Annotated in this window: 22 protein-coding genes; 15 read left to right on the forward strand and 7 right to left on the reverse strand. The window is 66.5% G+C overall.

The window, feature by feature from the left end:
• Positions 1 to 85 precede the first annotated feature (85 nt).
• The 7 genes from Pla123a_RS25340 (at position 86) to Pla123a_RS19015 (ending at position 5,082) form a co-directional block, all read left to right on the forward strand.
• The gene (locus tag Pla123a_RS25340) at positions 86 to 301 is read left to right on the forward strand and encodes an HNH endonuclease (protein ID WP_391542832.1); all 216 of its coding nucleotides are present in this window, start codon (positions 86 to 88) and stop codon (positions 299 to 301) included.
• A gap of 40 nt (positions 302 to 341) precedes the next feature.
• Entirely contained in the window at positions 342 to 839 is a 498-nt protein-coding gene (locus Pla123a_RS18990; protein ID WP_146589907.1) for an SMI1/KNR4 family protein, read from the forward strand.
• A gap of 1,219 nt (positions 840 to 2,058) precedes the next feature.
• Positions 2,059 to 2,595 (forward strand): 30S ribosomal protein S16, encoded by a 537-nt coding sequence (gene rpsP / locus Pla123a_RS18995; RefSeq protein ID WP_231956552.1) that lies wholly within the window; start codon positions 2,059 to 2,061, stop codon positions 2,593 to 2,595.
• Between the two features lie 43 nt (positions 2,596 to 2,638).
• Positions 2,639 to 3,379: a tRNA (guanosine(37)-N1)-methyltransferase TrmD gene (gene trmD / locus Pla123a_RS19000; protein ID WP_146589909.1), complete on the forward strand. Its 741-nt coding sequence runs from the start codon at positions 2,639 to 2,641 to the stop codon at positions 3,377 to 3,379.
• Positions 3,380 to 3,449: 70 nt separating this feature from the next.
• Positions 3,450 to 3,809 carry a 50S ribosomal protein L19 gene (rplS, locus tag Pla123a_RS19005; RefSeq protein ID WP_146589911.1) on the forward strand — a complete coding sequence of 120 codons (360 nt, stop codon included), beginning with the start codon at positions 3,450 to 3,452 and terminating at the stop codon, positions 3,807 to 3,809.
• An 83-nt stretch (positions 3,810 to 3,892) separates the two neighbouring features.
• Positions 3,893 to 4,339, forward strand: coding sequence for a YraN family protein (locus Pla123a_RS19010; RefSeq protein ID WP_231956553.1), 447 nt, complete (start codon positions 3,893 to 3,895; stop codon positions 4,337 to 4,339).
• Positions 4,340 to 4,614: 275 nt separating this feature from the next.
• On the forward strand, positions 4,615 to 5,082 hold the full coding sequence (locus tag Pla123a_RS19015) for a division/cell wall cluster transcriptional repressor MraZ (protein WP_231956554.1): 468 nt from the start codon (positions 4,615 to 4,617) through the stop codon (positions 5,080 to 5,082).
• Between the two features lie 282 nt (positions 5,083 to 5,364).
• Here Pla123a_RS19015 and Pla123a_RS19020 read toward each other — a convergent pair whose 3' ends face one another.
• From Pla123a_RS19020 to Pla123a_RS19030, 3 genes are all read right to left on the reverse strand, one after another.
• Positions 5,365 to 5,805, reverse strand: coding sequence for a DUF1844 domain-containing protein (locus tag Pla123a_RS19020; protein ID WP_146589913.1), 441 nt, complete (start codon positions 5,803 to 5,805; stop codon positions 5,365 to 5,367).
• Between the two features lie 46 nt (positions 5,806 to 5,851).
• Positions 5,852 to 7,546, reverse strand: coding sequence for a CTP synthase (locus tag Pla123a_RS19025; RefSeq protein ID WP_146589915.1), 1,695 nt, complete (start codon positions 7,544 to 7,546; stop codon positions 5,852 to 5,854).
• 155 nt (positions 7,547 to 7,701) lie between these two features.
• Complete coding sequence (locus Pla123a_RS19030) at positions 7,702 to 9,735, reverse strand: GGDEF/EAL domain-containing response regulator (RefSeq protein ID WP_197528111.1); 2,034 nt, start codon at positions 9,733 to 9,735, stop codon at positions 7,702 to 7,704.
• A 423-nt stretch (positions 9,736 to 10,158) separates the two neighbouring features.
• On the opposite strand from Pla123a_RS19030, the gene Pla123a_RS19035 reads away from it, so the two are divergent.
• The 5 genes from Pla123a_RS19035 (at position 10,159) to eda (ending at position 15,447) form a co-directional block, all read left to right on the forward strand.
• On the forward strand, positions 10,159 to 11,055 hold the full coding sequence (locus Pla123a_RS19035) for a response regulator (protein ID WP_197528112.1): 897 nt from the start codon (positions 10,159 to 10,161) through the stop codon (positions 11,053 to 11,055).
• Positions 11,056 to 11,267: 212 nt separating this feature from the next.
• Complete coding sequence (locus tag Pla123a_RS19040; protein WP_146589921.1) at positions 11,268 to 11,912, forward strand: YfiR family protein; 645 nt, start codon at positions 11,268 to 11,270, stop codon at positions 11,910 to 11,912.
• 33 nt (positions 11,913 to 11,945) lie between these two features.
• A complete protein-coding gene (locus Pla123a_RS19045; RefSeq protein ID WP_197528113.1) occupies positions 11,946 to 13,601 on the forward strand; it encodes an ATP-binding protein in 1,656 nt (551 codons plus the stop codon).
• Positions 13,602 to 13,685: 84 nt separating this feature from the next.
• Positions 13,686 to 14,786: a sugar kinase gene (locus tag Pla123a_RS19050; protein WP_146589925.1), complete on the forward strand. Its 1,101-nt coding sequence runs from the start codon at positions 13,686 to 13,688 to the stop codon at positions 14,784 to 14,786.
• Between the two features lie 28 nt (positions 14,787 to 14,814).
• Positions 14,815 to 15,447 (forward strand): bifunctional 4-hydroxy-2-oxoglutarate aldolase/2-dehydro-3-deoxy-phosphogluconate aldolase, encoded by a 633-nt coding sequence (gene eda / locus Pla123a_RS19055; protein ID WP_146589927.1) that lies wholly within the window; start codon positions 14,815 to 14,817, stop codon positions 15,445 to 15,447.
• Here the strand turns inward: eda and Pla123a_RS19060 are convergent.
• A complete protein-coding gene (locus Pla123a_RS19060; RefSeq protein WP_146589929.1) occupies positions 15,425 to 16,567 on the reverse strand; it encodes an LptF/LptG family permease in 1,143 nt (380 codons plus the stop codon). The two genes, eda and Pla123a_RS19060, sit on opposite strands and share 23 nt — an antisense overlap.
• A gap of 136 nt (positions 16,568 to 16,703) precedes the next feature.
• On the opposite strand from Pla123a_RS19060, the gene Pla123a_RS19065 reads away from it, so the two are divergent.
• The 3 genes from Pla123a_RS19065 (at position 16,704) to hemC (ending at position 19,544) form a co-directional block, all read left to right on the forward strand.
• On the forward strand, positions 16,704 to 17,444 hold the full coding sequence (locus tag Pla123a_RS19065) for a ComF family protein (protein WP_146589931.1): 741 nt from the start codon (positions 16,704 to 16,706) through the stop codon (positions 17,442 to 17,444).
• Positions 17,445 to 17,606: 162 nt separating this feature from the next.
• Complete coding sequence (locus Pla123a_RS19070; protein WP_146589933.1) at positions 17,607 to 18,590, forward strand: DUF502 domain-containing protein; 984 nt, start codon at positions 17,607 to 17,609, stop codon at positions 18,588 to 18,590.
• A gap of 15 nt (positions 18,591 to 18,605) precedes the next feature.
• Positions 18,606 to 19,544, forward strand: coding sequence for a hydroxymethylbilane synthase (gene hemC / locus Pla123a_RS19075; RefSeq protein ID WP_146589935.1), 939 nt, complete (start codon positions 18,606 to 18,608; stop codon positions 19,542 to 19,544).
• Between the two features lie 390 nt (positions 19,545 to 19,934).
• On the opposite strand, the gene Pla123a_RS19080 is transcribed toward hemC, so the two are convergent.
• The 3 genes from Pla123a_RS19080 to Pla123a_RS19090 all read right to left on the reverse strand — a co-directional run bounded on the left by Pla123a_RS19080 (position 19,935) and on the right by Pla123a_RS19090 (position 25,390).
• Positions 19,935 to 21,626: a TolC family protein gene (locus Pla123a_RS19080; RefSeq protein WP_146589937.1), complete on the reverse strand. Its 1,692-nt coding sequence runs from the start codon at positions 21,624 to 21,626 to the stop codon at positions 19,935 to 19,937.
• Between the two features lie 149 nt (positions 21,627 to 21,775).
• Positions 21,776 to 23,227 carry an HlyD family secretion protein gene (locus Pla123a_RS19085; protein ID WP_146589939.1) on the reverse strand — a complete coding sequence of 484 codons (1,452 nt, stop codon included), beginning with the start codon at positions 23,225 to 23,227 and terminating at the stop codon, positions 21,776 to 21,778.
• A 39-nt stretch (positions 23,228 to 23,266) separates the two neighbouring features.
• Positions 23,267 to 25,390, reverse strand: a complete 2,124-nt coding sequence (locus Pla123a_RS19090; protein WP_146589940.1) for a peptidase domain-containing ABC transporter — start codon at positions 25,388 to 25,390, stop codon at positions 23,267 to 23,269.
• Between the last annotated feature and the right edge of the window lie 14 nt (positions 25,391 to 25,404).

The raw sequence follows: 25,404 nt of genomic DNA on the forward strand, positions 1-25,404 counted from the left end.
CACCCACCGTGTGAATGTTTTCGCACATCCTAAGTACGGACGGCTAATAACCTTCGAGCCATCTACAATCAAGAAGATCAAGAAGGTGGTTCCAGACGGCAAGAACCCTAGGAAAGATATTGCGAATGCCAACAAGGCATATGGAAAGCCGGGTAAGTACAACTGGAGTGAAGAACTAGGTGAGCCTCACACATGGCATCATGACAGCCGACGCGGCGTAATGCTGCTAGTGCCGACCGCCGTACACGAAAAGGTTGGACACTCGGGCGGAGCCAAGCTGTGGGGGGGCGGCTACAAGTAAACAGCCGCGGTCAGTTATAAACGTGCGAAAGGTATTCATTATGCACTCGATGGTTTTTAGCAGCACTCGTCCCGGTCTCTCTGCAAGTCAAGTGCAAGCCCTGGATTCGCAACTCGGTGGTGGGCTATCGAACGATTACAAAGCGTTCCTATCCGTTTTCAATGGCGGGGTTCCTGAGCTTGGCTATTTCTACGCGGACTGGCTAGGAGAGGATCTGTGGATTGATTGGTTCTGCTGGGTGGATGAGAACTTGGCAGCTCCGGTCCATTGTGCGGAGTACGACTCGCTATCCTTTGCTCGTTACAAGTATAGCGGTATGGTTCCGGAAGATACCCTGATTATCGGGCGATGCTGCCGAGACGACCTGCTACTTCTAGGGCTTGCTGGCGCGCGACATGGGCAAGTCTTGTACAAGGACATTGCCCACTTGCCTGGTGGCGATCGCGCCGTGTGGCGTGAGCGGAAAGACGACCTTGTCTCTTCGTTGGCAGGATCATTCGGTGCTTTTCTAAAATGCCTGAAGGATGAAGAAGACTGAAACGCATTCCAATCTGAAGTGGGGCTGTCCCTCCCGAAAACTCAATCCGGGAAGCTGGGCAAGGCGGAGCGGGTGATCTAGAAGGAAGAGCCCGAACCAAGCATGCGGCTGCCTTTCGCTAGAAAGCACGCCAGCCGCCTATTGTGACGCGTCTTTTTCAGGCGGCGCGCAGGTTGAGACAGCCCGTGTAGCGGGCGGCGGGGAAAAGAGCGTCACGCCGCTTGGCGTGAGTACGTGTGGTGGAGCCCGCCGAGCACTGGCGTGGCGACGACGGGGCCAAGCTCGGGCGGCTCTTAGTTGCGGCCGGTGGGCGCATCGCCTGGTGCCACTGCCAGCTCGCTGGCAGTGTGAACCAGGTACCCGCGCCGCACTGCGAGCAAGCTGGATAGTGGCGCGCCCGCCGCAAGGGGTCCGCGCTTGGGGCGTGTTGAGTGAGTGGTTCGGGTTCGGGTTCGGCAGCTGAGTGTATCCAGGGCTCTCCGAGCCCTGACTTGCGGCCCCCGTCTCGATCTGGGGCCGTTGGCGGCGTGGCCGACCCGGCCCATTGCTGGCTCGGAGAACCAGCGGTACATTCGGCCGCCTGGCTCTCGGGGTGGGCGTTTTCTTGTGGAAAGTGCGCACCCGATGTGCTCCAATGGGTAGTGTTCGAATGTCCACTCTTGGCCAGCGCCGCGCGGGGATTGTCGCGTTGGGCCGCTGGTGCTGCGCGGTGGCGTCGGGCAGAGGGTTGGCTACCGGCGCGGCGGCTGGCCGGGGTGTTGGCTCCTTTGCTGTTAGTAGCGGACAAAACCCCCTCGGCAGGGGCTAGGTGGATTGTTGTAAGTCGTTCTGTGAAAATGGCTTGTGGCGTGCTTGGAAATGGTGCGAAGGGGGTTTTGTCCCCTTCGATCGATGTTTCGGACTTTACGAAGGAGGGCGGCTTGCGGCCGGGCGCCGCCGGGGCTCGGGCCGTCGGGGGCAGGGCCGTCGGGGGTAGGGCGACGATGGGGCGGGGTTCATCTGGGCGTGGCAATCTGCCGAGGAAGGTGGTTCCGGGTGAGGCCGCTCGGCTTGCGGGAGCAGGGCTGTTGGGCCTTGTCACCTGGGCCGAAATCGCTCAGAATCCTGGATTCCAGTTTTCTCTGGCTAGCCAAGCACTACCAAGCAAAACACCTGCCCGCCCTGAGCGACCATTGAGCGCGGGCCAATCAACCCCCACATATTTCCCGAGGAGTTCCGCGTGTCCGTACGTATCCGCATGAAGAAGATGGGCCGGACCCATCGCCCGTTTTTCCGCATCTGCGCCATGGACAAGCGGTCGCCCCGCGACGGCCGTGTGCTGGAAGAGCTGGGCACGTACGACCCGATGGTCCCCGAGACCGACGCCCGCGCCCTGCTCAAGAAGGAACGCGTGGAGTACTGGCTCGGTGTTGGCGCCCAGCCCTCGGAAAAAGTGGCGGTGTTGATCAAGAAGTACGGCCCCGAAGGCACGCACCTCGACGCCCAGAAGCAGGCCCTCGACCGTCTGGCCATGGGCCGCGAGGTTCCCGATCCGGGCGAGCCCGCTTCGCTTCCCAAGGCGCCGGAGCCGGAGAAGCCAGCCGAAGAGGCGGCCGCTCCTGCCGCTGAAGGGGCCGCCGAAGGGGCCGCTGAGGAGAAGCCCGCTGAAGAGGCTGCCGCCGAGGCGCCGGCCGAAGAGGCCAAGGCTGACGACGCCGCCCCCGCCGAGGAGGCCCCGGCTGCTGAAGAGTCGAGCGAAGAGAAGCCGGCCGAGTAGTCGTGTCGCTTCTTGCGAGGTTTGGACGCGGATGGGGTGAGTCATGCGGTTCGATGTGCTGACTCTGTTCCCGGAGATCTTCTCCGGTTACCTGAGTCAGAGCTTGCTCAAGCTGGCGATCGACCGCGGCTTGGTAAGGGTCGACCTGCACAACATCCGCGACTGGGCGCGGAGCAAGCACCGGAACGTGGACGACCGGCCCTTCGGCGGCGGCCCCGGGATGGTGCTCAAGCCCGAGCCCGTAGTGGAGTGTGTCGAGGCCGTGCAGTCGCAGCGCGACGCGGAGCAGCCGCCAGGGCGGCTGATCCTGCTGACCCCGCAGGGGCGGCGGTTCGACCAGCGTGTAGCGGAGGAGCTGGCCCAGAGCGACCGGCTGCTGCTGCTGTGCGGGCGGTACGAGGGGTTCGACCAGCGGGTCATGGACCTGTTGTCGCCCGAAGAGGTATCGGTGGGCGACTTTGTCCTCAACGGGGGCGAGGTCGCCGCGATGACGATAGTGGATGCGGTGGTGCGGTTGTTGCCCGGCGTGCTGGGCGACGAGAACAGCAGCATCGAGGACTCGTTCTCCCGCGGCAACCGGCTGCTGGAGCACGCCCAGTACACCCGACCCCGGGAGTACCGGGGCCTGGCGGTCCCCGACGTGCTGCTGAACGGGAACCACCCCGACATCGCCGAGTGGCGGCGGCAGGACAGCCTCAGGCGTACCCGCGATCGGCGACAAGACTTACTGGACTCCCCCGCGGAGGAAGGCTCTCACGAGCCGCCCGACGCGGACAGCAAATAGAACAACGATCCCGATTTTCTCGCCCCGCAAGCCAACCGGCGCTGGGGCGGACAGCGTAAGGAAAAACAAGATGAGCCAGCAGATCCTTGACCTTGTTGCGAAGGCGAGCCTCAAAGAGGACAAGCCGAAGTTCGAGGTCGGCGACACGGTCGACGTGCACAACAAGATCCTGGAAGGCAACAAGGAACGCGTCCAGGTGTTCTCGGGCGTCGTGATCGCGATGAGCGGCTCGGGCGTCAACGAGATGTTCACCGTCCGGCGGATCGTGAACAACGAGGGCGTGGAGCGGAAGTTCCCGGTCCACTCGCCGCGTATCGCCAAGATCGACGTGAAGCGTTCGGCCCGCGTGCGTCGCGCCAAGCTGTACTACCTCCGCGACCGCACCGGCAAGGCGACCCGCCTCCGCGAGCGTCGCACCGATCTCAAGTAGTCGGGCCTCAAGTAAACGGGCCTCAAGTAGTCCGGTCTGCGGCCTGACCGCAGCCGCCCGTCCCGCCAGCCGAGAGGGCGATTGTGAGTAGTCTGCTGCGCCGTGTGCAGCGCGGCCTCGCCCGGGTCGGCGCCGGGCCCCGGGCCGCGACCCTGGGGCAGCGCGGCGAGGCCTACGCGGCCCGTCTGCTCCGCCGCGCAGGGTGTGTGATGGTCGCCGGCGGTCACCGCGGACGGTTCGGGGAGATCGACCTGATCGTGGTCGAGTCCCGCGAGACCGTCGTGTTTGTCGAGGTAAAGACCCGCCGCTCGCTCCGCGGCGGCAGCCCCGCCGAGGCGGTCGGCGCCGAGCAGCAGCGGCGCATTTCTCGCTCGGCCCTTGCTTTTCTCAAGGCCCACGGCCTGCTGGAGCACCCGGCCCGATTCGACGTGGTCGCCATCGTGTGGCCCAAGGGCTCCACGCGTCCCGAGTCGGTCCAGCACTTCCGCAATGCGTTCCACCCGCCTGACCGCGGCCAGTTCTTTAGCTGAGCTGCTCTGGGGGTGGTTCGTCTTAGCCCTGCTTCTGCCCTGCTTTCCATTGCTGCTCATCTGCGAGAGCCGCATTGCATGCACGCGTCTGGCTGAGGTAAGCGATATTGCGGATATCCCCCGATTGGGGTGCTTGATCCGGGTGGCATCGCCGTTAGAATCTTGCCTGTGGGCGAGAAACCCACAGGTGTTGCGTTTCAATTGCTTGTTTGGGTCGGTATCCCACGAAATTGCCCTACAATATTTTGGTGCAGCGGTAAGGCAGGTGTCGGTTCGTGCTAGTCGGTGAGTCGATCCGCAGCCTGGATGACCGATATCGTCTGTCGCTGCCGCCAGAAATGGGGGAGGAGCTTGCCGCCGACGGTGGCGAGCTGCTCCTCGCGAAGGAGCGTCCTGGCTGCCTTGGCCTGTGGCGGCCTGAGCGGGTGCAGGAGAAGCTCGAGCAGGGGAAGCGGATCCTTGAGTCAAAGATCGCCGCGGGGCGGCTAGAGGGGCGTCTGGCCGAGGTGCAATCGCTCGGTCGGCTGCTCTCGACCCGGCACCGCAGTGTGCAGCTGGCCGGCCGCGGCCGCCTGTTAATCCCGGAGGGGTTCCGAGAGTTCCTCGGGGTTGAGCCGGGCGGGTCCGTAGTGGTGGTCGGCGCGGCAGTCTGCGTCGAGCTGTGGAGGCCAGAGAGCTGGTCCGAGATGATCGACCAGCAGATGCCCGAGTTTGGAAAGCTATTCGACGAATTAACCGCCTAGCGGCGGATCAAAACGGAAACCACGCCCAGCGCGACATTTGCCCGACGTTCCCGACCGTTGTCACCCGGCCCGGGATGCAAGTCATAACGTTGTGGGCAGTTCAGGCAGCGGATGCCTGGCACGCCGTGGCTGGGCGTGGTTTTTTTCTCTTGATGCGGAGCAGCCGCCTCGACGCGGCCGCAGCCCGCTGGCGACGCTGCCGGCCAGCGATGCTACGGGTTACCAAAGCGACGGGCCACCAAAGCTAAGGGCCACCAAAGCTAAGGGGAGGTCCATCGCGCTCTAGGCGCTGGGTGTCCGCACGTAGGCCATCCGCAGCTGGTGCAATAGCCCATCGATCGCTTGAGCCTCTTCGGGCGAGACGTTGCCCTTGGTGCGTTCCTGGAGCACGCCGATGGTGTCGATCAGGTACTTGGCCTGATTCCGCCGGACCTTGGCCTCGCCGGTAATCGGGTTGGGGATCTGACCGAGCGACATCATCGCCTCCGTCGCCAGCCCGGTAAGCAGCATCTCGAACGACGCCGGCGGCATCTCGGGATCGTCGGGGAAGTCGGCGGCGCCGGGCGGCGTCTGATCGGCGGCCTGCGGGGGCTCTCCGGGGGCGGCCGGCTCACCCGCGGCCGGGTCGCCCTGCTTGGCGGCTGCCTTCTCGGCCTGGACCTGGGTTTTCCAGTCCTCGTCGATGATGATCTTAGGCTTCTCGCCTTGCGGTTGTTCGTCCATGGGCTCGCTGCGTTGCCTTGGGGGGGGAACCGATGAGGGGGAGCGGCTAGCTGGGCGTTGTCGGCTGTTCTTCGGCCGCGGGGGTCCCCTCGGCGCTGGCGTTCGCACGCTTCTTCATGCGGTGCTGAACCGCCGCCCCGACAAACCCAGCGAACAGCGGCTGCGCCGCGGTCGGCTTGCTCTTGAACTCGGGGTGGTACTGCACGGCCAGGAACCACGGGTGGTCCGGCACCTCGACCACTTCCACCAGGGCGTCGTCGGGGCTGGTGCCCGTGATCCGCATCCCGTGGGCGTTAAAGCGGCTCCTGTAACAGTTGTTGAACTCGTACCGGTGGCGGTGCCGCTCGCTGATGTCCGACGAGCCGTAGCATTTGGCGGCCTCGCTGCCGGGCTCCAGGCGGGTCGGCTGCGCGCCGAGCCGCATAGTGCCGCCCATGTCCACCACGTTCCGCTGCTCGTCCAGCAGGCAGATCACGGGGTCGGGCGTGTCCTTGTCGAACTCGGTCGAGTGGGCTCCCTCGAGACCCACCACGTGGCGGGCGAACTCAACCACGGCGCACTGCATGCCAAGGCAGATCCCGAAGAACGGGATCCCCTTCTCGCGGGCGAATCGGATCGCCTGCACCTTGCCCTCGATCCCACGTTCGCCAAAACCGCCCGGAACCAGGATGCCGTCGTAGCCAGAGAGCAGCCGCTCGGGGCCCTCCGCCTCGACGTCCTCGCTGCGGATGCGGCCTACGCGGATCTGGGCCCGGTGGGCGATGCCGGCGTGGTCGATCGCCTCGTAGATGGATTTGTAGGCGTCCCGGTGCTCGGCGTACTTGCCGACCACCGCAATCGAGACCTCGTGGCTCGGATTCCGCAGCCGCTGCAGCAGCTCGTGCCAGTCGGATAGATTGGGATCGGGAGTCTTGAGCCCCAGCCTGTCGCAGATCAGCGAGTCGAGGCGGTTGTCCAGCAGGCTCAGCGGGACCTCGTAGATCGAGAAGTCCTTGTCGCGTTCTTCGATCACTGCTTCCAGCGAGACATTGCAGAACAGGGCAATTTTCTCGCGGTCCTCGCGGCTGATCGGCTGTTCGGTGCGGCAAACCAGCACGTCGGGCTGGATGCCAATCTGACGGAGCAGGCCGACCGAGTGCTGGGTTGGCTTGGTCTTGAGCTCGCGGGCCGCCTTGAGGTAGGGCACCAGAGTCAGGTGGATGAACAGGCACTCCTGTTTGCCCTTCTCGATGGCGAATTGCCGGATCGCCTCCATGAAGGGCAGCGACTCGATGTCGCCCACGGTGCCGCCGATCTCGGTAATCACCACGTCTACCGGCCGCTCGGTAGGGTCGTCGGTCGCCTTGGTCTCGGCGATCCGTTCGATCACGCCCTTGATTTCGTTGGTGATGTGGGGGATCACCTGGACCGTTTTCCCGAGGAATTCGCCCCGCCGTTCCTTGTTGATCACCGACTGGTAGATCTGGCCGGTGGTGTAGTTGGAGTCCCGCGTCAGCGGGCTGCCGGTGAACCGCTCGTAGTGCCCCAGGTCGAGGTCGGTCTCGCTGCCGTCGTCGAGGACGTAGACCTCGCCGTGCTGATACGGGCTCATCGTGCCCGGGTCGACGTTGATGTACGGGTCCAGCTTCTGCATCCGGACCGACAGCCCTCGCTTCTCGAGGAGCATGCCGATTGAAGCGCTGGTCAGGCCCTTGCCGAGCGAGCTGACGACGCCGCCGGTAACGAAAATATGCTTAGCCATTGAGTTGCCCTGCTGCCGTCCTTGCCTGTGTCGCTGGGCCCCACGCCCCGCATGATCTCAGGCGGGGCACATTAGCCGGCCCCGGCCAGGAGCCATGATACCGGCAATGGCGGACCGTGAGCAGGGCGCCGGCTCGGGCGTTCTGCCGCGTGGCGTCAGACCTCGCACGGAGCTGCTGGCGAGGGAAGCATAAACCTCGCCTGATCGTCCAGTTTGGTGCGGCAGAAGGCCTCGAAATCGGCGGCAGGCAGCGGCTTCGACATGAAGTAGCCCTGACCGTAGTCGCAGCCGAGGTCGCGGATCTTGACGAGCTGCTGGTAGGTCTCGATCCCCTCAGCGACGACCTCGAGCTTGCCCGCCTGAGCGATCATCACGACCGCCCAGATCGTCGTCGCGCTCTCGACCTCCTCGAGCAGGTTGTTGATAAAGCTGCGGTCGAGCTTGATCGTGCTGAACGGCAGCGAGTGCAGGATGCTCAGCGAAGAGTAGCCGGTGCCAAAGTCGTCCAGGTGGACGGCGACCCCCAATTCCTGGAATCGGGCCGTGATCTCACGCACGACATTGAGGTTGTCCATCGAGCCCGACTCGGTGATCTCGAGCGCCAGCGCCTGCGGATCGAGTTGGTAGCGGCTGATGGTCTTCTCGACCGTCGTCACGATGCGGTCCGACGTCAGTTGCCGCGGCGACAGGTTGACGCTCACCTTAAGGTCCGCCAGCGCCGGTTCGTGCTTGCGCCACTCGGCGATTTGCCGGGCCGCCTCGTCGAGCACGATCGCGCCGATCTGCTCGATCATGCCGGTCTCTTCCGCGACTGGGATGAAAAGGTCCGGCGGCTGCATGCCGCGCGTGGGGTGGTTCCACCGGACGAGCGCCTCGGCCTTGGCGAGCCGGTTGTCCTGCAGCGAAATAATCGGCTGGTAGAAGACCTCGAACTCTCCGTCGCGGATTGCCCGTCGGAGCTCAAACTCGAGGTCGAGCCGCTCGGTAACGCGGTCGCGCATGGCCTGGTCGAACACCGCACCCTGCCCCTTGCCACCCTCTTTGGCGTGGTAGAGGGCCGTGTCGGCGTCGCGGAGGATCTCTGCGGGGTCGTCGTACTCGCCGCTGCTCACCGCGATACCGATGCTGACTCCCAGCACCAGCTCGTTGTGCTCGACCGACATCGGGCCGGACATCGCCTCACGCACCTGGGCCGCCACGGCGTCCGCGTGGCCGGCCGACGGCAGGTCGTCCAGCAGGATGACGAACTCGTCACCCCCTAGCCGGGCGACCGTGTCGTAACCCGCCCGGACCCCAACCGCGGCCCCGCGGAGCGTGTTGCTGAGTCTCCGTGAAGTCTGCACCAGGAACTGATCGCCGATCCTGTGGCCCAGGCTGTCGTTGATCAGCTTAAAATTGTCGAGGTCGCAATAGAGGATGGCGAACTTGTGATCGGGGTTCCGCTTGCTCCGCTCGATGCAGCCCTCGATCCGCTCCAGCAGCAGCACCCGGTTCGGCAGGTCGGTTAGCGAGTCGTGGAACGCCAGGTGGCGGATCTGCTGGTCCGCCATGTGGCGGGCGGCGATCTCGCGGGCCAGACGCGAGTTGGCCTCGGCCAGCGACTCGACCTGGTCCTGCAGGCGGGTGTTGGCTTCCTGCAGCTGCTCAGAGCGGGCGCGGATACTGTCCTCGAGCACCCTGGTGTGGGCGTGCGCGAGTCCGGCTAGGTTCCACTTCTCGGTGAGCGAGCAGGCCAGCTGCTGCACCTCGACCACGTCAAACGGCTTCTTCAGGATCAGCAGCCAGTCGCCCGCCCCGACTTCTTCCAGGATGTTCTGCCAGGAGTAGTCGGAGTACGCCGTGCAGATCACGACCTGCAACTGCGGATCAACCTTGCGGCACTCGACGATCGTGCGGAGTCCATCCCAGCCGGGCGGCATCCGCATGTCGATAAACGCCAACGCGTAGGGCCGACCTTCTGCGACGGAGCGCTGGACGGCCTGGAAGCCTTCTTCGCCCTGCAGCGCTGAGTCGATCTCGTACTTCCGCTGGAAGCTCATCCGCTGCTGCGTGGTGTTCAGCAGCGACGCCGCCAGGGTGTCGAATTCCGCGTCGACTTCCTTCGCTTCGAGGATAGCGCGGATATCGTCGTGGATCGCCTGGTTGTCGTCGACAATCAGAACCCGCCGGTTATCGTTGTCGATATTCATAGTTGGGTTGGTTTCGGTGCGGCGTCTGGGGCCCATAATGGGCCAATCGCCAAAGTCGCTGGTGGCCGTAGTGCTTTCTGAACTTTAGCCCTAGGCGCCGCGCCCTACGCGGACGCTGTCGCCGTAGTTGCCACACGGTCAATCGTTCCCAACGGTCGTGCCGTGTTTGTCGGCGTGGGGGCTCCATTTCTGGCGGGGGGACGCCAAGGGAAGCCGCCCCCCAACTGCGGGCGCCGCTTGGAGGTCGCCGCGGCCGCTGCGTATAAGCCGAAGCCGAGAAGTTGGTGGGATGCCGTTGCTTGCACTAAGGGGCGCCGATGTTGTTCTAGCATTGTCCGGTCAAGGCGAATGGCCGCCCGACGGAAGGGCCACCGCCGACCGGGCGGGAGGACGGCTTACAAACGGATGAAAGGTAATCAGACCATGCAAGATGTCAGCGATCCACACTCGGAAGATCAATCTCTGACGACGCCGACCGACGAAAACCGGCGCGTGCTGCTGATCGACGACAACCACGCGATCCACGACGACTACAACAAGATCCTCGTGCCCGCCCGCGACAGCGGCGAGCTCGACGAGCTGGGGTCGTTGTTGTTTGAGGACGCGGCCCCGAGCCGCGGACCGGCAATCGGGTTCGAGACCACCTCTGCCTACCAGGGGCAAGAGGCGCTGGCGATTGTCGAAAAATCGGTGGAAGATAACCGCCGGTTCGCGATGGCCTTTGTCGACATGCGGATGCCGCCCGGCTGGGACGGGCTCGAGACCATCAAACGCATGTGGGAGGTCGACGAGGAACTTCAGGTAGTGATCTGCTCGGCGTACTCCGACCACAGCTGGAACGAGCTCGTCGACGAGCTCCCCAAAGACGACCAATGGCTCCTATTGCGCAAGCCCTTCGACGGCGCCGAGGTGAGCCAGCTGGCGCTCGCCCTGACGAAGAAGTGGAGCCTCGGCCGCGAGACCCGCAAGAGCCTCGCCCAGCTGAGGGAGGCGCTCGGCGAACGCGAGCAGCTGCTTGACGCGCTAGGGAGTTCCACCGAACGCATGTGCAGCGAGTACGGCAAGATCGCCGAGCACATCGAGAGCTCTTTCCACGCCATCGAGGTGCTCACCCGCGCCTACCAGAGCCTTGACGAGGCGGCCACTCCCGAGGGCGTGCCCGCCGCGGCGTGGACAGCGGCCGCACAGCAGGTCGAGGCCGCCTCGCCCCAGGGCGAGATGGCCGAAACCCTAACCACCGCCCGCGCCACCCTAGATTCCTTCAAGAAGATCAACGCAACCGTCGCGACTATGCGGGAGAAGGCAGGGGTAGGGGGCTAGCCCCGCGTAGTTGCCGCAGACGGTTCCCCGATACGAATCTACGAGCGAGAGACAACACCCCAAAGGACGATCCCGATCTTACCCAGGCAGCAGCCAGTAGAATGGACGCCTCAGCCGTGCCCGAACAGCATAGTGTCGGGCGTGCGCTACAGTTCATTCCCAGCGGCGTCGTCCGACGCCAGGTGAAACGACGGTAGGCCCACGCGACGAAGATGGAATTGACCGCCCACGCATCCAAGAACACGCACCAGAAATGCCGGGCCGGCAGCGTTCGGATCGGCGCCTGCCTGCGTCCGCTGGTTGGCTCGGTGTTGGTTGCGGCTGTCGTGCTTGGCGGGGCCGAGCGGGCAACCGCCCAGGCGACGGCCCCCGCGGTCGTCATCAACCGCGAGTACACCATCAAGGCGGCCTTTCTCTACCACTTCCTCACGTACACCGAGTGGCCTTCGTCGGCGGACGCCAACGGGCCGCTGGTCGTGGGCGTCTACAAGTCGGACCCGTTCGGTGAGGTGCTCGACAAGATCGCCGCCACCAAGAAGGTCAACAACCGCTCAATCGAGGTGCGTCGGATCTCCGACCCCGCCGAGTCGCTGCATTGCCACCTGTTGTTCGTCCCTGACACGGTGACGGCAGACGGGCTGGCGCCACTCTTCGCGGCCGTCTCCGAACAACCGGTGATGCTGGTCGGCGAGACCGAGGGGTTCGTCGATCGGGGGGGGGCGGCAGAGTTCTACCTGGAGGGAAACCGGGTTCGTTTCGCGTTCAACATGGACGTCGTGGATGAGAAGAACCTCAAGGTGAGCTCTAAGCTTCTGTCTCTAGCTAAGATTGTCACCGCGGGCCAGGCCAGCAAGTAGAACGGCGAGAATCCGATGCGTCCTTTGTCCGACATGTCAATCCGAACCAAGTTGATGCTGCTGACCATGCTGGCGGTCGCGACGGCGATGTCGGTGGCGTGCACGGCCTTCGTCGCGAACGACGCCAGGCTGATCAAGGAGGACATGGCCCAGCAGCTCTCCGCGTTGTCCCAGGTGCTCGGCGCCAACACCACCGCCGCCCTCAAGTTCATGGACGCCGAGTCCGCCGAGCAGCTGCTCGGGTCGCTGGAGATGCAGCCGATGGTGACCAGCGCCGCGCTCTTTGAAGCCGATGGTCAGGTTTTCGCCACCTACCCGGCCGGCCGGGAGGAAGGCCCGCTGGCCGACGAGATCGGCACCCTCCACAACCACGACGGCCAGATGGTGGTCACCACCGAGATCACCGAAGACGGCGACCCCGTCGGCGTGATCGTCGTGCGGGGCGACCTCAACGTGCTGAACCAACAGCTGCTGCACTACTCCTACATCGTGGCGGTAGTGCTGCTGGTGTCGTTCGCGGCGGCCTACCTGCTAGCCTCTCGATTGCAGGGCGTCATCTCGGGACCGATCCAGGGCCTGACCGCCGCGGCCCACCGCGTCTCAGAGAACAACGACTACTCGATCCGGGTCTCCCGGCCGGGCAACGACGAGCTCGGCGACCTGTGCACAGCGTTCAACCACATGCTCGACGAGATCGAGGCCAGCAACGAGGCGCTCTCCAAAGCCCACGGCGAACTCGAGGCCCGCGTCGCCCAACGCACGCACCAGCTCTCCGAGACCAACGGCGAGCTCAACAAGGAGATCGTCGAGAGGAAGAAAACGGAGGAGAAACTCGAGCAGGTCCACCGCGAGCTGGTCGAGTCTGCTCGCCGGGCCGGCATGGCCGAGGTGGCGACCGGCGTGCTGCACAACGTCGGCAACGTGCTCAACAGCGTCAATGTGTCGGCGACCATGATCACAAACCAGCTCGGCTCGTCGAAGGTGGCGCAGCTGTCCAAGGTGATCGACCTCATCGACGAGCACCAACGCGACCTTGGCGAGTTTGTCACGCGGGACGAGAAGGGCAAGCAGGTGCCCCGCTTCCTGCGGGTGCTGACCGACCACTTGGTGACCGACGAGCAGTCGCTGCTAGACGAGGCCCGGTCGCTGATCTCGAACATCGAGCACATCAAGACGATCGTCTCGACGCAGCAGTCGTACGCCAACTCCGGCGGCCACGTCGAGACGACCGACGTCAACGCCATCATGGACGACGCGGTGAGGCTCAACTCGGCGTCTTTCGGGCGGCACGGCATCGAGGTGGTTCGCGAGCTGGACGAGGTTCCCGACGTCCTGCTCGACCGGCAGCGGGTGCTGCAGATCGTGATCAACCTCGTCAAGAACGCCAAGGAGTCGCTGGTCGAGAAAGAGGGGCAGCCCAAGCGGCTCATCCTCCGCTCGGCAACCGAGGACGGCCGGCTGGTGCTGCAGGTCAAGGACACCGGGCAGGGAATCTCTCAAGAGAACCTGACCCGCATCTTCTCGCACGGCTTCACCACCAAGAAGTCGGGGCACGGCTTCGGGCTGCACAGCTGCGCCAACTCGGCCACCGAGATGGACGGGGCGCTCACCGTCACCAGCGACGGGGTTGGGAAGGGCGCCACGTTCACGCTCAACCTGCCGCTGAAGCCGGCCGGCGTCGCCGTCTAGCCCAACGGCGGCCTATTAGCGCGGCGATGCAAAACGCCTAGATTGGGGGAGGTTGTTGCCCCCTCTACTCTCAACTGGCGTCTGATGCCTGCGCTCAATACCCTGCCGGCGGACAAGTGCCGCTACGATATTGTTTCCCTCGGTGAAGTGATGCTGCGCCTCGACCCGGGCGAGGGCCGCGTGCGCACCGCCCGACGCTTCGACGCCTGGGAAGGGGGCGGCGAGTACAACGTCGCCCGCGGTCTGCGGCGGTGCTTCGGCCTGCGGGCGGGGCTCGTTTCCGCGTTTGTGCGAGACGAAGTCGGGCTGCTGCTCGAAGACCTAATCTTGCAGGGCGGGGTCGATATGTCGCACGTGGTGTGGCGTGACTCCGACGGCATCGGCCGCACCGTGCGGAATGGCCTGAACTTTACTGAGCGTGGATTTGGGGTTCGCGGCGCCATTGGGTGTTCGGACCGCGGCCACACGGCTGCTTCTCAGCTCAAGGCGGGGGACGTCGACTGGGACGACCTCTTTGGCCGGCAGGGCGCCCGCTGGTTGCACACCGGCGGCATCTTCGCTGCACTCTCCGAAACCACGCCCGAGGTTGTCATCGAGGCCACCACCGCTGCTCAGAAGCACGGGGCGCTGGTGTCGTATGACCTCAATTACCGCCCCTCGCTGTGGAAGTCGATCGGCGGCCAAGCGAAGGCCCAGGAGGTCAACCGCGAGATCGCCAAGCACGTCGATGTGATGCTCGGCAACGAGGAAGACTTCTCGGCGTGCCTGGGGCTCGAGATCGAAGGGGTCGACGAGAACCTGGAGCAGCTCCCGATCGACTCCTTCCGCAGCATGATCGAGACCGCCGTCAAGCAGTTCCCCAACCTCAAGGCCACCGGCACCACGCTCCGCTCGGTCAAGACCGCGACCCGCAACGATTGGGGCGCGTTGGCGTGGGTCGACGGCGAGTTCTATGAGGCGACCAACCGCCCCGACCTCGAGATCCTCGACCGCGTCGGCGGCGGCGACAGCTTCGCGTCGGGCTTCATCTACGGCCTGCTTGAGCTCGCCGACCCGCAGCTGGCGGTCGAGTACGGCGCCGCCCACGGAGCCCTGGCGATGACCACACCAGGCGACACCTCGACCGCCCGCGTGGCGGAGGTCGACAAGCTGGCCCGCGGCGGCGGTGCCCGCGTTGATCGTTAAACACTATCCCTCCCCGAGGCGTGCCCCGATGAGCGACTCCCCACTCAACCTCCCGCCCGTCATCCCGGTCGCCGTGATCGACGACGCCGCCCGCGCACCGGCGCTCGCGAAGGCGCTCGCCGCCGGCGGGCTGCCGGTGGTCGAGGTGACGTTCCGCACCGCGGCGGCGGCCGACGCGATCCGCGCGATCCGCCGCGAGGCGCCCGACGTGCTGGTGCTGGCTGGCACCGTCCTGACGCCTGACCAGGCGGTCGAGGCGATCGAGGCCGGGGCCCAGGGCGCCGTCGCTCCGGGCGGCAACGAAGAAGTCTTCAAAGTATTCCAGGAACGCAGCGTCCCGTTCATGCCGGGCGTCGCGACGCCGACCGACATCGAGCGAGCCATCGGCTGGGGCTGCAGGCGACTCAAGTTTTTCCCGGCCGCCGTCCTCGGCGGCCCGCCGGCGCTCAAGGCGATGACGGCGCCGTACGCCCATCTTGGCATCGAGTATTGCCCCACCGGCGGCGTGGCCGAGGCCGACCTGGCCGCCTACCACGCGGTGCCGGGGGTGGTTGCGGTCGGTGGTTCGTGGATCGCCACGCGGGAGGACGTCGCCGAAGGACGCTGGGACGATATCACCCGCAAGGCGGCCTCGGCCGTTACCGCCGCAACGGGTCGCTGAGCGCGGCGGCCACCGGCACGAACACCAGCAGCGGCGCCCAGGCGGCCAACGCCGGCCTGATCCAGCCGCCCGCCCCGAGCGACTGCGCGCCGAGCGTGACGAGGAAGAACAGGGTCGTGACGCCCACGCACATGCCGATCGCGATAAACGGGTTGCGGTTGGCCCCCGATACCACCAGCGGCAGCCCGAGGAACAGCAGGGTGGCGTCCTTGAACGGATTGAGAAGCCGCTGGTGCAGGGCGACCCGCACGCCAGCGCCGAGCTCGACGCTCGGGTTGGCCAGCTCGTGGACCAGCTCGGCGGTCGACGCGTGGTCTTTCCAAGAGCTGCCGCCGGTCAGCAGCTCGAACGACACGCCGCTCACCACAAACACCTGATCTGCTTCGAGCCAGGGCGCGTCGGGCGGGGTGACGACTGCCAGGTCGCCGTTGGCCAGCCGCAGCGAGGGCCGCTGCAGCAACGCCGCCGGGGAGCTGACCTCTTTCAGCAGGTAGCCGCTCGGCCGCTGGCCCTCTTCGGGCAGGTAGACCGCCTCGGCGGCGGCCAGCTGCTTGCCGTGCTTCTCGAGCGGCTGCGGCAGCAGGAAGTTGGCGTTGCGGATCGAGTGGGTGCTGACCACCACCGCCTCGCCGCCCAGGCGGATGTCGGTCTGGCTGTCGTAGCGCGGTTGCAGCGGCAGCGCCTGGTCCCCCGACAGGTTGCGGAAGTCCATGGCCAGCTCGTGGCGGATGCTCGGGATCACGGTCTCGCGGAACGCGACCGCGATGACGCTGACGGAGAGCGCCGCCAGGATGATCGGCCGCAGCACCCGCAGCCGCGGGACGCCGGCCGCCAACAGGGCGGTCATCTCGTTGTGCCGCTGGATCCAGGTGACGGTGAACATCGCCGACACCAACGCCAGCGTGCCGCACAGCATGTCGAAGATCATCAGCGAACGGTACGAGTAGAACCCGACCAGCGTCTGGAACAGCCCCTCGCCCGACTTCTGCGCGTGGTCGACGAAGTGGTCGAGGTGGCCGAAGGCGTCGATCACGATAAACAGCCCGGTGAAGCTGACGTAGCAGATGAAAAACACCTGCAGGTACTGCTTCAGCAGGTAGCGGTCGATCTTGCGGAGCATGGCGACGCGGGGACTGGGACTGGGGGAGCGGGTGCTGGGGGAATCGCCGGGACTGTACGCCGGCGGGGGAAAGGGGGTCAACGCCTGTTCGGCATGCTAGCATAGAGGGCGTCCCCTCCCGGCGTCGTGACTTCCCATGAACCTCTTCCCGCTGGCAACGCTGATCGACCTGCTCGGCCGGGGCGTGCAGGACGTTCTGTTCCCGCGCTGCTGCGGCGGGTGCGGCGCGGCGTTGCCCGATACCGACCGCGACTTCTGTTGCGGCTGCTGGGGCGAGCTCTCGGCGATTGCCGACCCGGCCTGCCCGAAGTGCGGCGCGCCCGTCGCGCTCGAGTCCGACGACGGCCGCTGCTTGCACTGCCGGGGGGACGCCATGCGGTTCGACCGCGCCGTGGCCGTTGGCGTGTACGACGGGCTGCTGCGGCGGCTGGTCCTGTCGGCCAAGCAGCCGACCGGCGAGGCTCAGTCGGCGCTGCTTGGCCGGATGGCCGCCCGCCGCCTGCAGCAGGTCGACGCCGCCGGGGCCGACCTGGTGACCTGCGTCCCGATGCACTGGCGCCGCCGGCTGGTCCGGCGGCACAACTCGGCCGAGGTGATGGCCGACGCGCTCGCCCGGCGGCTCGGGATCGCTTTCCGGCCCCGGCTGCTCGCGTGGAGGCGCGCCGCGCAGAAGCAGGCCGACCTCTCGCAGACCGACCGCCGCCGGAACGTGCGGGGCGCGCTCGGCGTGCGGCGGCGGGTTGTTGTTGAAGGCGCCAGGGTGCTGCTGGTCGACGACGTCCTGACGACTGGCGCCACCGCCAGCGAGGCCGCCCGGGCGTTGCGGGAAGCAGGGGCTGCTTCGGTTGTGGCGGTCGCAGCGGCCAGGAGCTTGTGAAGGGCAGGGTTGTCCGGATACGCCTGTCCAAGGAGAGTTTGCTGAGGGCGGTTGCCGATCCGCGCCGATTGGGAACAATACAGCCATGCGCGGTCGCCCCGTTTGCCGCGCCGCCCACCCCGCCGCACCGGCACGCCCACCACGGGCCCACCACGAGAGCCGATGAGCCACCCGCACGTCTCCCCTGCGCCGCCCGAGAAGCGCCCGATGGACCCGTTCCGTCGCGCGGTGCTGCGTGGTTTTGGCATCCTGCTGCCCCCGCTGCTGACGATCGTCATCTTCTTGTGGGTCGGCGCGACGGTTAACAAGTACATCCTGACCCCGTTGGAAGACGGGACCCGCTGGGTGCTGCTGGAGTACGGCTCCGACATCCGCACCGCCGGCAGCTTCCCGGAGTCGGCGTTCCCGCTCACCGAGGACCAGACCGACGACCCCGCCAAGCGGGACAAGAGCACGGCCTCGGGGCTCGAGAAGAACTACAAACGCACCGGCGACGGGAAGTACGTCCCGCAGGAGGTTTACGACCACGTCGAGGACCTCCGCGACGGCAAGGCGATGCCGCCGTCGGCGGTCGAGGTCTACTCCGTCTACCACGACGACAAGACCCTGCGGCCTGAGTACGTGCTGCCGTTCTTCGGCGCGTTGTTCATCCTCGTGGTTTACCTGCTGGGCAAGTTCCTGGCGGCCGGCATTGGGCGGTTCTTCTGGCTCCAATTCGAGACCCTCATCCACCGCCTGCCGGTGGTTCGCAACGTGTACTCGTCGGTCAAGCAGGTGACCGACTTCTTGTTCACCGACCCCGACCTCGAGTTCACCCGTGTGGTGGCGGTCGAGTACCCCCGCAAGGGGATTTGGACTGTCGCGTTCGTGACCGGCGAGAGCATGCTCGACATCGAAAGCGCCGCCAACGAGCCGGTGATGTCCGTGCTGATCCCGACCTCGCCAATGCCGTTCACCGGCTTCACCATCACGGTTAAGAAGAGCGAGACCGTCGACCTCAACTTGTCCATCGACCAGGCGTTCCAGTTTGTGATAAGCTGCGGCGTCGTGGTGCCGCCGCAGCAGCTGACCGCCGCGGTGAGCCGGCAGGCGAAGGGCGGGGCAGCGGCCCCCCCGCTGGAAGCACCTCCCTCTTCTGACGAATAACCAAGTTGACCCAACATGACGGAGCACTCCGCTCGCCCCTTGCGACTCGGCACCCGCGCCAGCAAGCTGGCCCGCTGGCAGGCCGAGCACATCGCCGGGCGGCTGCGTGAGCTCGGCGCCAAGGTCGAGATCGTGCTGCTCCGCACCCAGGGCGACGCCCAGCAGTCGGGCCCCATCGCCGCCATCGGCGCCCAGGGCGTGTTCACCAAGGAGCTGCAGCGGGCGTTGCTCGACTGCCAGATCGACCTCGCCGTGCACAGCATGAAGGACCTGCCGACCGAGAAGGTCGACGGCCTGGCTGTGGCCGCGGTGCCGATTCGCGAAGACCACCACGACGCGCTGGTGGCCCCGGCTGCCCTCGCCCCTGCTCCTACAACGCTGGCCGATCTCCCCCACGGAGCCCACGTCGGCACCGGCAGCGCCCGCCGCCGGTCGCAGCTGCTCGCCGCGCGGCCCGACCTCAAGGTCAGCGGCATCCGCGGCAACGTCGACACGCGGCTCGCCAAGCTCGACGCCGGTGACTTCGACGCCATCCTGCTGGCGGCCGCCGGCCTGCGTCGGTTGGGTCTCGAGGACCGCATTTCGCAGCTCCTCCCGATTGAGATCATGACTCCGGCGCCGGCCCAGGGCGCCCTCGCCATCGAGTGCCGCGCCGACGACCAGCCAACCCTCGCCGCCCTCCGCCCGTTGGAGGACGCTGCCGCCCGGGCGGCGATCACGGCCGAGCGGACCGCGCTCCGCAAGCTCGAGGGGGGCTGCCTGGCGGCGATGGGCGCCCACGCCCGCGTCGACGGCGAGCAGCTCTCGCTCCGCGCGATCGTGCTGAGCGATGACGGCTCGCAACACGTGTGGGTCGAGGACCAGGCGCCTACCTACGCGGCGGTCGACCTCGGCACGGCGGTCGCGACCCGCCTGCTCGACCAGGGCGCTGCCGAGCTGCTGCGTCCCCGCTAATCCGCGGGGAGAGTGCTTGTTCGCTAGCAGGAACCGGCTATAAGGGCGCGACTTTTGTCCCTATCTAACCCATCGATTCATAGGGACAAAAGTCGGGCCCGATGGCGGCTGCCGCTTGCTGTAAGTCGTTTGTGGTGATTGGTTTGCAGGTTTAAATCTGGCCGCCGATCGACGACTTTTGTCCGTTTGTGCTCGTTTCGAGGGACAAAACCGGACACAAGTCGTTAGCGAACCCGCGGCCGCCGGTCACTGCCGTTGATGAGACAGGCCCAGAGCCTTTTCTCGGTCGCGTCTGGTTTGGCCTGGATCTCCCCGGCTCCTCTATTAGAACCGACACGCTGGCCTACTTTCGACCACAATCCGGCAAGAATGCCGAGGTCGTAGGCCGCTCTACTCGGCCAGTGGGTCGCCGAAGTAGACCGATTCCAGGTCGGCGCCGTCGAGGCCCAGCGCCGCGGTGTACTCGGCCAGGGCGGCAAAGAAGTCCCGCTTCGAGCCGACGAGTTCACCGGCGGCCTCGGCCCGTTGCTGCTCTCGCAGGTTGAGATTGAACAGCGTGCTCTGGCCCTCTTCGTAGAGCCGTTGCTCGGCTTCTTGCATCCGCTGGGCAAGCCGCAGCCCCTCGGTGTTCTGGTCGACGCGTTCCCGGCTGGCGGTGAGCGCCGCCCGGGCGAGCTGCACCTCGGCGGCGATCTTGTCGGCGGCGTACTGGGTCTTCGCCTGCACCTGGGCCAGCTTGCCCCGCAGCTGGCGGACCTTGCCGAACGCCTTGCGCCGCTGCAACGGCACCGAAACCATGAGGGTCGCTTCTAGCTCGGTCTGCGACTTGTCGTTGTCCTTGGTGGCCGCCCCGATGTCCTGAGCCACGTAGACGCCGGCGTCGATGTCGACGCGGGTTTCGTTGCTCGCCTGTCTCAAAGCGACCGCCAGCTGCCGCCGGACAATGGCGAGCTCGGCCAGCTCGGGCCGGTTGGCCTGGGCCAGCTGGATGTCCGCTCCAAACGCGGCCTCGTCCAGCGTCGCGAGCTCGGGGAAGCCCGCTGCGGCGCTTGGGTCAGACGCGACCACCACCGGCTGGCCGGAGTTGTCGCGGAGGTAGAGCGAGAGCTTGACCGCCGCCTGGGTCGCCTTCTGCTGCGCGGCGGTCAGCTTCGACTGCCTCGACAGAATAATGCGGCGGTTGTCGGTGATGTCGATCTCGGCCTTCTCGCCCTGCTCGACCTGCTTCTGGAGGTATTCGGCGCGGTCCAGACCGAACTGCAGCACGTCGGCGGCGATCCGGAGGCTCTCGACGGCTGCGACCCACTCCCAGTAGGCCTGCACGCCGTCGCGGACCGAGACGATCAGCTGCGAGCGGATGAAGGGCTCGACGCGGTTGGTCTCGAGCTGGGCCCGCCACAGCTCGGCGCGGTTGGCGTCGATCGCCCGGTCACGGCCGATCGGGGCGACCAGCGACAGGCTGAATTCGCCCAGGTCGTTGGTCTCGCGTTCCTTGTACCAGGGCTCGAACGAACCCCTGCCGAGGCGGTAGCCGGCGCCGACCTGCCCGCCCCACATGGTGTCACGCTTGAGCCCCCACTTGTTCCAATGGTTCTCGTAGTAGTCCATTGGTTGAACGTTGGTGTAGCCGTCCAGTTTGTGGTCAAACGCTCCCCACGCCGCGAGTTGCTCGCCGGAGGCGACGACGCGGCTAGCCTCGGCCTGGCGGACGAGCGGGAAATAGGAACGCACCGACCCAATCACCTCGAGCACATCGGGCGCCTTCGCGGGGCTGGGCGGCAACTCCGGCAGGGGCTCGGCGTCGATTACCTCGGGGGCCACTGCCTGGGTGGCTGGCGTCGCCGGCGCGGGCGTTTGGGGAATCTGAGTCGGCGTGACTTGTTGGACGGCGGACTGCTGCTGTGTTGTGCCGGCTGGTGGCTGCTGATACGCGGCTAGCGATATTTCGGACGCCGCCTTGCCACTGCTAGCGTTGTCGGCGGGCGGCAGGTGCGCGACGAATGGCGCCCGCCCGCTACGGCAGCCGCCGGCCGCGGTCAGCAGCATCATCGCCAGCAGCAGGTGGGGGACGCTCCTTGTCAATGTTTCCGACTCCCATTCGCCAATGCTTGCCTGCAGCCGCGGAACATTCCGCACGACTCGTCTTATCGGAACGACCCGACCCGCAGGGTGGGGCGCAGCGGACGGGGCCGCAAACTTTACCAGCGAACTGAGAGAAGCGACCGAGCCGGCTAGATTTTGATTTTAGGCGCCTTAGGCTTCTCGGCGTCTTGCTTCGACTTGAGCGACGGCGGGAAACCGTTCATCCGCCGCCACACCTCGTAGCCGAGCGGCACCTGGTCGAGCAGCACCCATGCGTTCGCGCGGACGCCCTGCCGCAGGTAGGGGTGATCAGGCCACGACTCGAGATCGTCGTCGGGGACGACCACGATGCGGAATTTGCCGGCGCCGTCATCGGTCGGGTCGACCAACGCGACCTTGCCGCCGAACGTGCCAACCGCGACCGACGGCCAGCCCGAGAACTGCACCGCGGGCCAGCCCTCGAACTGCAGCCGTACTTCCCGCCCCGGCGTGATGAGCGGCGCGTCGTTGCCGGCCACCCAGATCTGCACGGCGGGCTGCTCGGTCTTCGGCACGATGCGGCAGAGCTGGTCGCCCGGCTTCACAATCGACGAGGTGTCGAACACCGCCAGGTCCATGATGTAGCCGTCACGGGGGGCGACCACCTCCTGCGTCTGCTGCACGGCGACCTTCCGCTGCTGGTCGATCAGCTTGGACCGCTTCTGGTTGATCTCCTCGGAGGTCTTGTTGATGTCGATCTCGGCCTTGGCCACCTCCGCGCGGGCCTTCTCGAGCTGCGACTGCACCTTGTTGACCTTGGCCTCCCACTCCTGCCGCTTCGCCTCTCGCTCGTTTTTCTTGCCCTCCACGCCGTTGCCGGCGTTCTCGACCTCGTTCCTCGCGACGCTGACGTAGGCCTCGGCGTCGCGGAACTTCTGCTCGGCCTCCTGCTGCTTGAGCTGCGACTCGATCCCCTCCTGGAACAGCGCGTTCTTGCGGTTGAAGTCGGCCTCGACCTGCGAGAGCTTGGCCTGGGCGGCGATCAGTTTGTTCCGCTCGGCCGACAGCTTGTTCTCGGCTTGGTTCACAAACCGGTCGTACGCCTGCACGAGCTCGTCCCGGGCGGAGCGGAGGGCCTCGAGCTCCTCGGTCGTGACCTCGACGATCCGCAGGTTGTTGTCGCGCAGGCCGCGGGCGCGGCCGAGCCGCTCCTCGGCCACCTTGATCTCGGCCTCGGCGTTGCTGACCTGCTGCTCGAGCCGGCTGAGGTAGAGCGGGTCCTGGTCCTCGATGCGGAACAGGAGCTCGCCTTTCTCGACGTAGGCGTTCTCCTGGACTCCCTCGCCGCGCTCGGCGATACGGCCCTTGATCGGCGCCTGCACCGGCTGGGGCCGTTCGAAGGGGTCGAAGGCGATGACTTCGCCGGCGCCGCGTATCGACTGCTGCCACGGCACGAACAGCATCGCGCCGGTCAGGAGGAACAGCGTCACCAGCAGCATGCGGCCGAGGCGGCGCACGAACCGGGTGGAACGCGCCAGGCGGAGCGCGGGGAACATCTGGTCGCTGTAGGCGGCGTCTCCGAGGACTCGGCCGCCGGCGGTGGTTTTTGCGAGGTTGCCCATAGTGTTGTTCGTCGCGCCGTGAAATGAGGGGGGCCTTGGTTAGGCCGACTGACGCTTCCGCAGCGAGAAGTGCCGATCGAATCGTTCCGCGATCGACCGCTTAGCGGTCAGCACGATGACGGTCCACGCGCGGTCCGCCGACTGCAGCACCGCGATCGCCCGGTCGAGCTGCTCGTCCGGAAGCGGGTCGAGCACGCCGTCGATTACCAGCAGCTCGTGCCCGCCGGCGATCCCCCGGGCGAGCATCAGCAGCCGCTGCTGGTTGCCGGAAAGCGGCAGGCCGTTGGGCAGCAGCCGGTGGTCCACGCCGTCCGGCAGGGCGAGCACCGACTCGAGCAGGCCGACTTGCTCGAGCGCTGAACGCACGTGGCTGGTGGTGACCGCCGGTCGGCCCAGGCGGACATTTTCCAGGACGCTGCCGTCGAAGAACTCACCTTCGGCGACCAGGCCGACCGCCGACCGCAGGATGTCGTGCCGCAGGTCGGTCGGGTCACAGCCGCCGATCTCGACGCGGCCCGCCGTGGGCGCCTCGAGGCCGTAGAGGATCCTCGCGAGCGTCGACTTGCCGCTGCCGGCGGCGCCGACCACCGCGACCCGCTCGCCGGGCTCGACACTCACGCTCAGGCCGTGGCTGGCGAGGCACTCGCCCGTGGCCGCGCGGACGCTCAGCATCTCCACCGGCAAGCCGCGACCGGTCCGCAGCTCGCTGGTCATGCCAGAGGGTTGCTCGGTCTCGAGGTCGAACAGGTAGCCGAGCTTATCGACCGCGGCGACGACGTCGTAGAAGCCCTCGAGGTGCTTGCCGAGCTTGGCGAGGGACGCCAGGATCGTCGTGACGATCAGCTCCGCCGCGACCAGCTGGCCGAGCGAGAGCTGCTGCTGGATCACCAGCCAGCCGCCGACGCCCAGCAGCACCGTGCCGGCCACCGCCTGCAGCGTCAGGATGAACAGGATCTGCCGGAACAGGATGCGGAAGTGGGTCTGCCGCGACTTGAGGTACTTGGCGGTGAGCTGGTTGGCGCGGTCGAACGCGAAGGACGGCCCGCCGTCTGCCTTGAACGCGTTCTGGCAGCGGATCACGTCCTCGAACCAGGCGGTCAGCCCGTACTTGTGCTTCGACTCGTCGATGCCCGAGTCGATGCCGCCCCTGCCGAGCGCCAGCACGCCGACCCCGATCACCAGCATCAAGAGCAGGTCGAAGCCGAGCAGCCACGGGTGGTAGAACGCCAGCACCGCCATGCCGACCAGGGTCGCCAGCACGATGCTGACGCCGTCGAGCAGCAGGTTGGCCACCACCTTCTGCAGCGTCACGACGTCCAGGAACCGGTTGACCAGCTCCGGGCCGTAGCTGTGGGTGAGGGAGTGGGTCTCGACCCGCGGCAGGCGGTAGGCCAGGTCGGCCGCCACTCGGGCGAACAGCCGCCGCTGGATGATCTCCGCGACGTAGGTCTGCATCGCCTTCATCAACGCCGCGAACGATAAGAACCCGAACAGCAAGAGCGCGATGATCAGCACCGGCTGCAGCAGCGTGCCGAAGGCGACCGTGTTGACGAGCGACTCGACCGCCAGCGGCGTGGCGAGGTTGAGCACGCCCGCGAACAACGCGAACACGATCAGCATCCAGATGTCCGACCACTCGGGCCGCACGATCTTCAGCAGCCGCGCGACCGGGCGGTGGTGAAGGTCTTCGCCGCTGTCGACGCTGGTCAGCTCGGGGTGCTCGACCACGACCCACTCGGGCGCCGACGGGGCGCCTTGGCCGTTGGACTCGTCTCCCCAGCCCAACGGCTCGTCGCTCGCCGCCAGCCGCGTCGACTCGAACGGCCCATTGGCGATCATCAGCCCATTGCGGCCGCCGCCCACCACGACCCGCAGCCCGTCGGCCGCCGTGTAGCCGCCGGCCAACTTCGCGCCGTCGGCGGCCAGCTGCACCGCCTCGCCCGCCGACAACCGCACCCGCCGCGCGCGCAGGTGCACGCTCTCGCAGCTCTCTGCGAGCCACGTGCTCCACTGCTCGGCCTCGTCGCCGGGCCACGCCTCGCGGGCCTCGCGGGTAATCTGCTCGGCGCGCAGCATCTCAATGTCGACGCCGCACTCTCGGCACAGACGCACCAGCACGGCGGCCAGGCTCATGCCAGTCGGGGTTTCGGTTAGCTTCGTCACGGGGGTGGGAACCT

Origin of the sequence: Posidoniimonas polymericola, from assembly GCF_007859935.1 — a bacterium.
Lineage (GTDB): Bacteria > Planctomycetota > Planctomycetia > Pirellulales > Lacipirellulaceae > Posidoniimonas > Posidoniimonas polymericola.

Excerpts from the sequence above, each read along its gene's own strand:
- Pla123a_RS18990 (WP_146589907.1), top strand. The coding sequence starts at position 342 with ATGCACTCGATGGTTTTTAGCAGCACTCGTCCCGGTCTCTCTGCAAGT.
- trmD (WP_146589909.1), top strand. The coding sequence starts at position 2,639 with ATGCGGTTCGATGTGCTGACTCTGTTCCCGGAGATCTTCTCCGGTTAC.
- rplS (WP_146589911.1), top strand. The coding sequence starts at position 3,450 with ATGAGCCAGCAGATCCTTGACCTTGTTGCGAAGGCGAGCCTCAAAGAG.
- Pla123a_RS19020 (WP_146589913.1), bottom strand. The coding sequence starts at position 5,805 with ATGGACGAACAACCGCAAGGCGAGAAGCCTAAGATCATCATCGACGAG.
- Pla123a_RS19025 (WP_146589915.1), bottom strand. The coding sequence starts at position 7,546 with ATGGCTAAGCATATTTTCGTTACCGGCGGCGTCGTCAGCTCGCTCGGC.
- Pla123a_RS19030 (WP_197528111.1), bottom strand. The coding sequence starts at position 9,735 with ATGAATATCGACAACGATAACCGGCGGGTTCTGATTGTCGACGACAAC.
- Pla123a_RS19035 (WP_197528112.1), top strand. The coding sequence starts at position 10,159 with ATGCAAGATGTCAGCGATCCACACTCGGAAGATCAATCTCTGACGACG.
- Pla123a_RS19040 (WP_146589921.1), top strand. The coding sequence starts at position 11,268 with ATGGAATTGACCGCCCACGCATCCAAGAACACGCACCAGAAATGCCGG.
- Pla123a_RS19045 (WP_197528113.1), top strand. The coding sequence starts at position 11,946 with ATGTCAATCCGAACCAAGTTGATGCTGCTGACCATGCTGGCGGTCGCG.
- Pla123a_RS19050 (WP_146589925.1), top strand. The coding sequence starts at position 13,686 with ATGCCTGCGCTCAATACCCTGCCGGCGGACAAGTGCCGCTACGATATT.
- eda (WP_146589927.1), top strand. The coding sequence starts at position 14,815 with ATGAGCGACTCCCCACTCAACCTCCCGCCCGTCATCCCGGTCGCCGTG.
- Pla123a_RS19060 (WP_146589929.1), bottom strand. The coding sequence starts at position 16,567 with ATGCTCCGCAAGATCGACCGCTACCTGCTGAAGCAGTACCTGCAGGTG.
- Pla123a_RS19065 (WP_146589931.1), top strand. The coding sequence starts at position 16,704 with ATGAACCTCTTCCCGCTGGCAACGCTGATCGACCTGCTCGGCCGGGGC.
- Pla123a_RS19070 (WP_146589933.1), top strand. The coding sequence starts at position 17,607 with ATGAGCCACCCGCACGTCTCCCCTGCGCCGCCCGAGAAGCGCCCGATG.
- hemC (WP_146589935.1), top strand. The coding sequence starts at position 18,606 with ATGACGGAGCACTCCGCTCGCCCCTTGCGACTCGGCACCCGCGCCAGC.
- Pla123a_RS19085 (WP_146589939.1), bottom strand. The coding sequence starts at position 23,227 with ATGGGCAACCTCGCAAAAACCACCGCCGGCGGCCGAGTCCTCGGAGAC.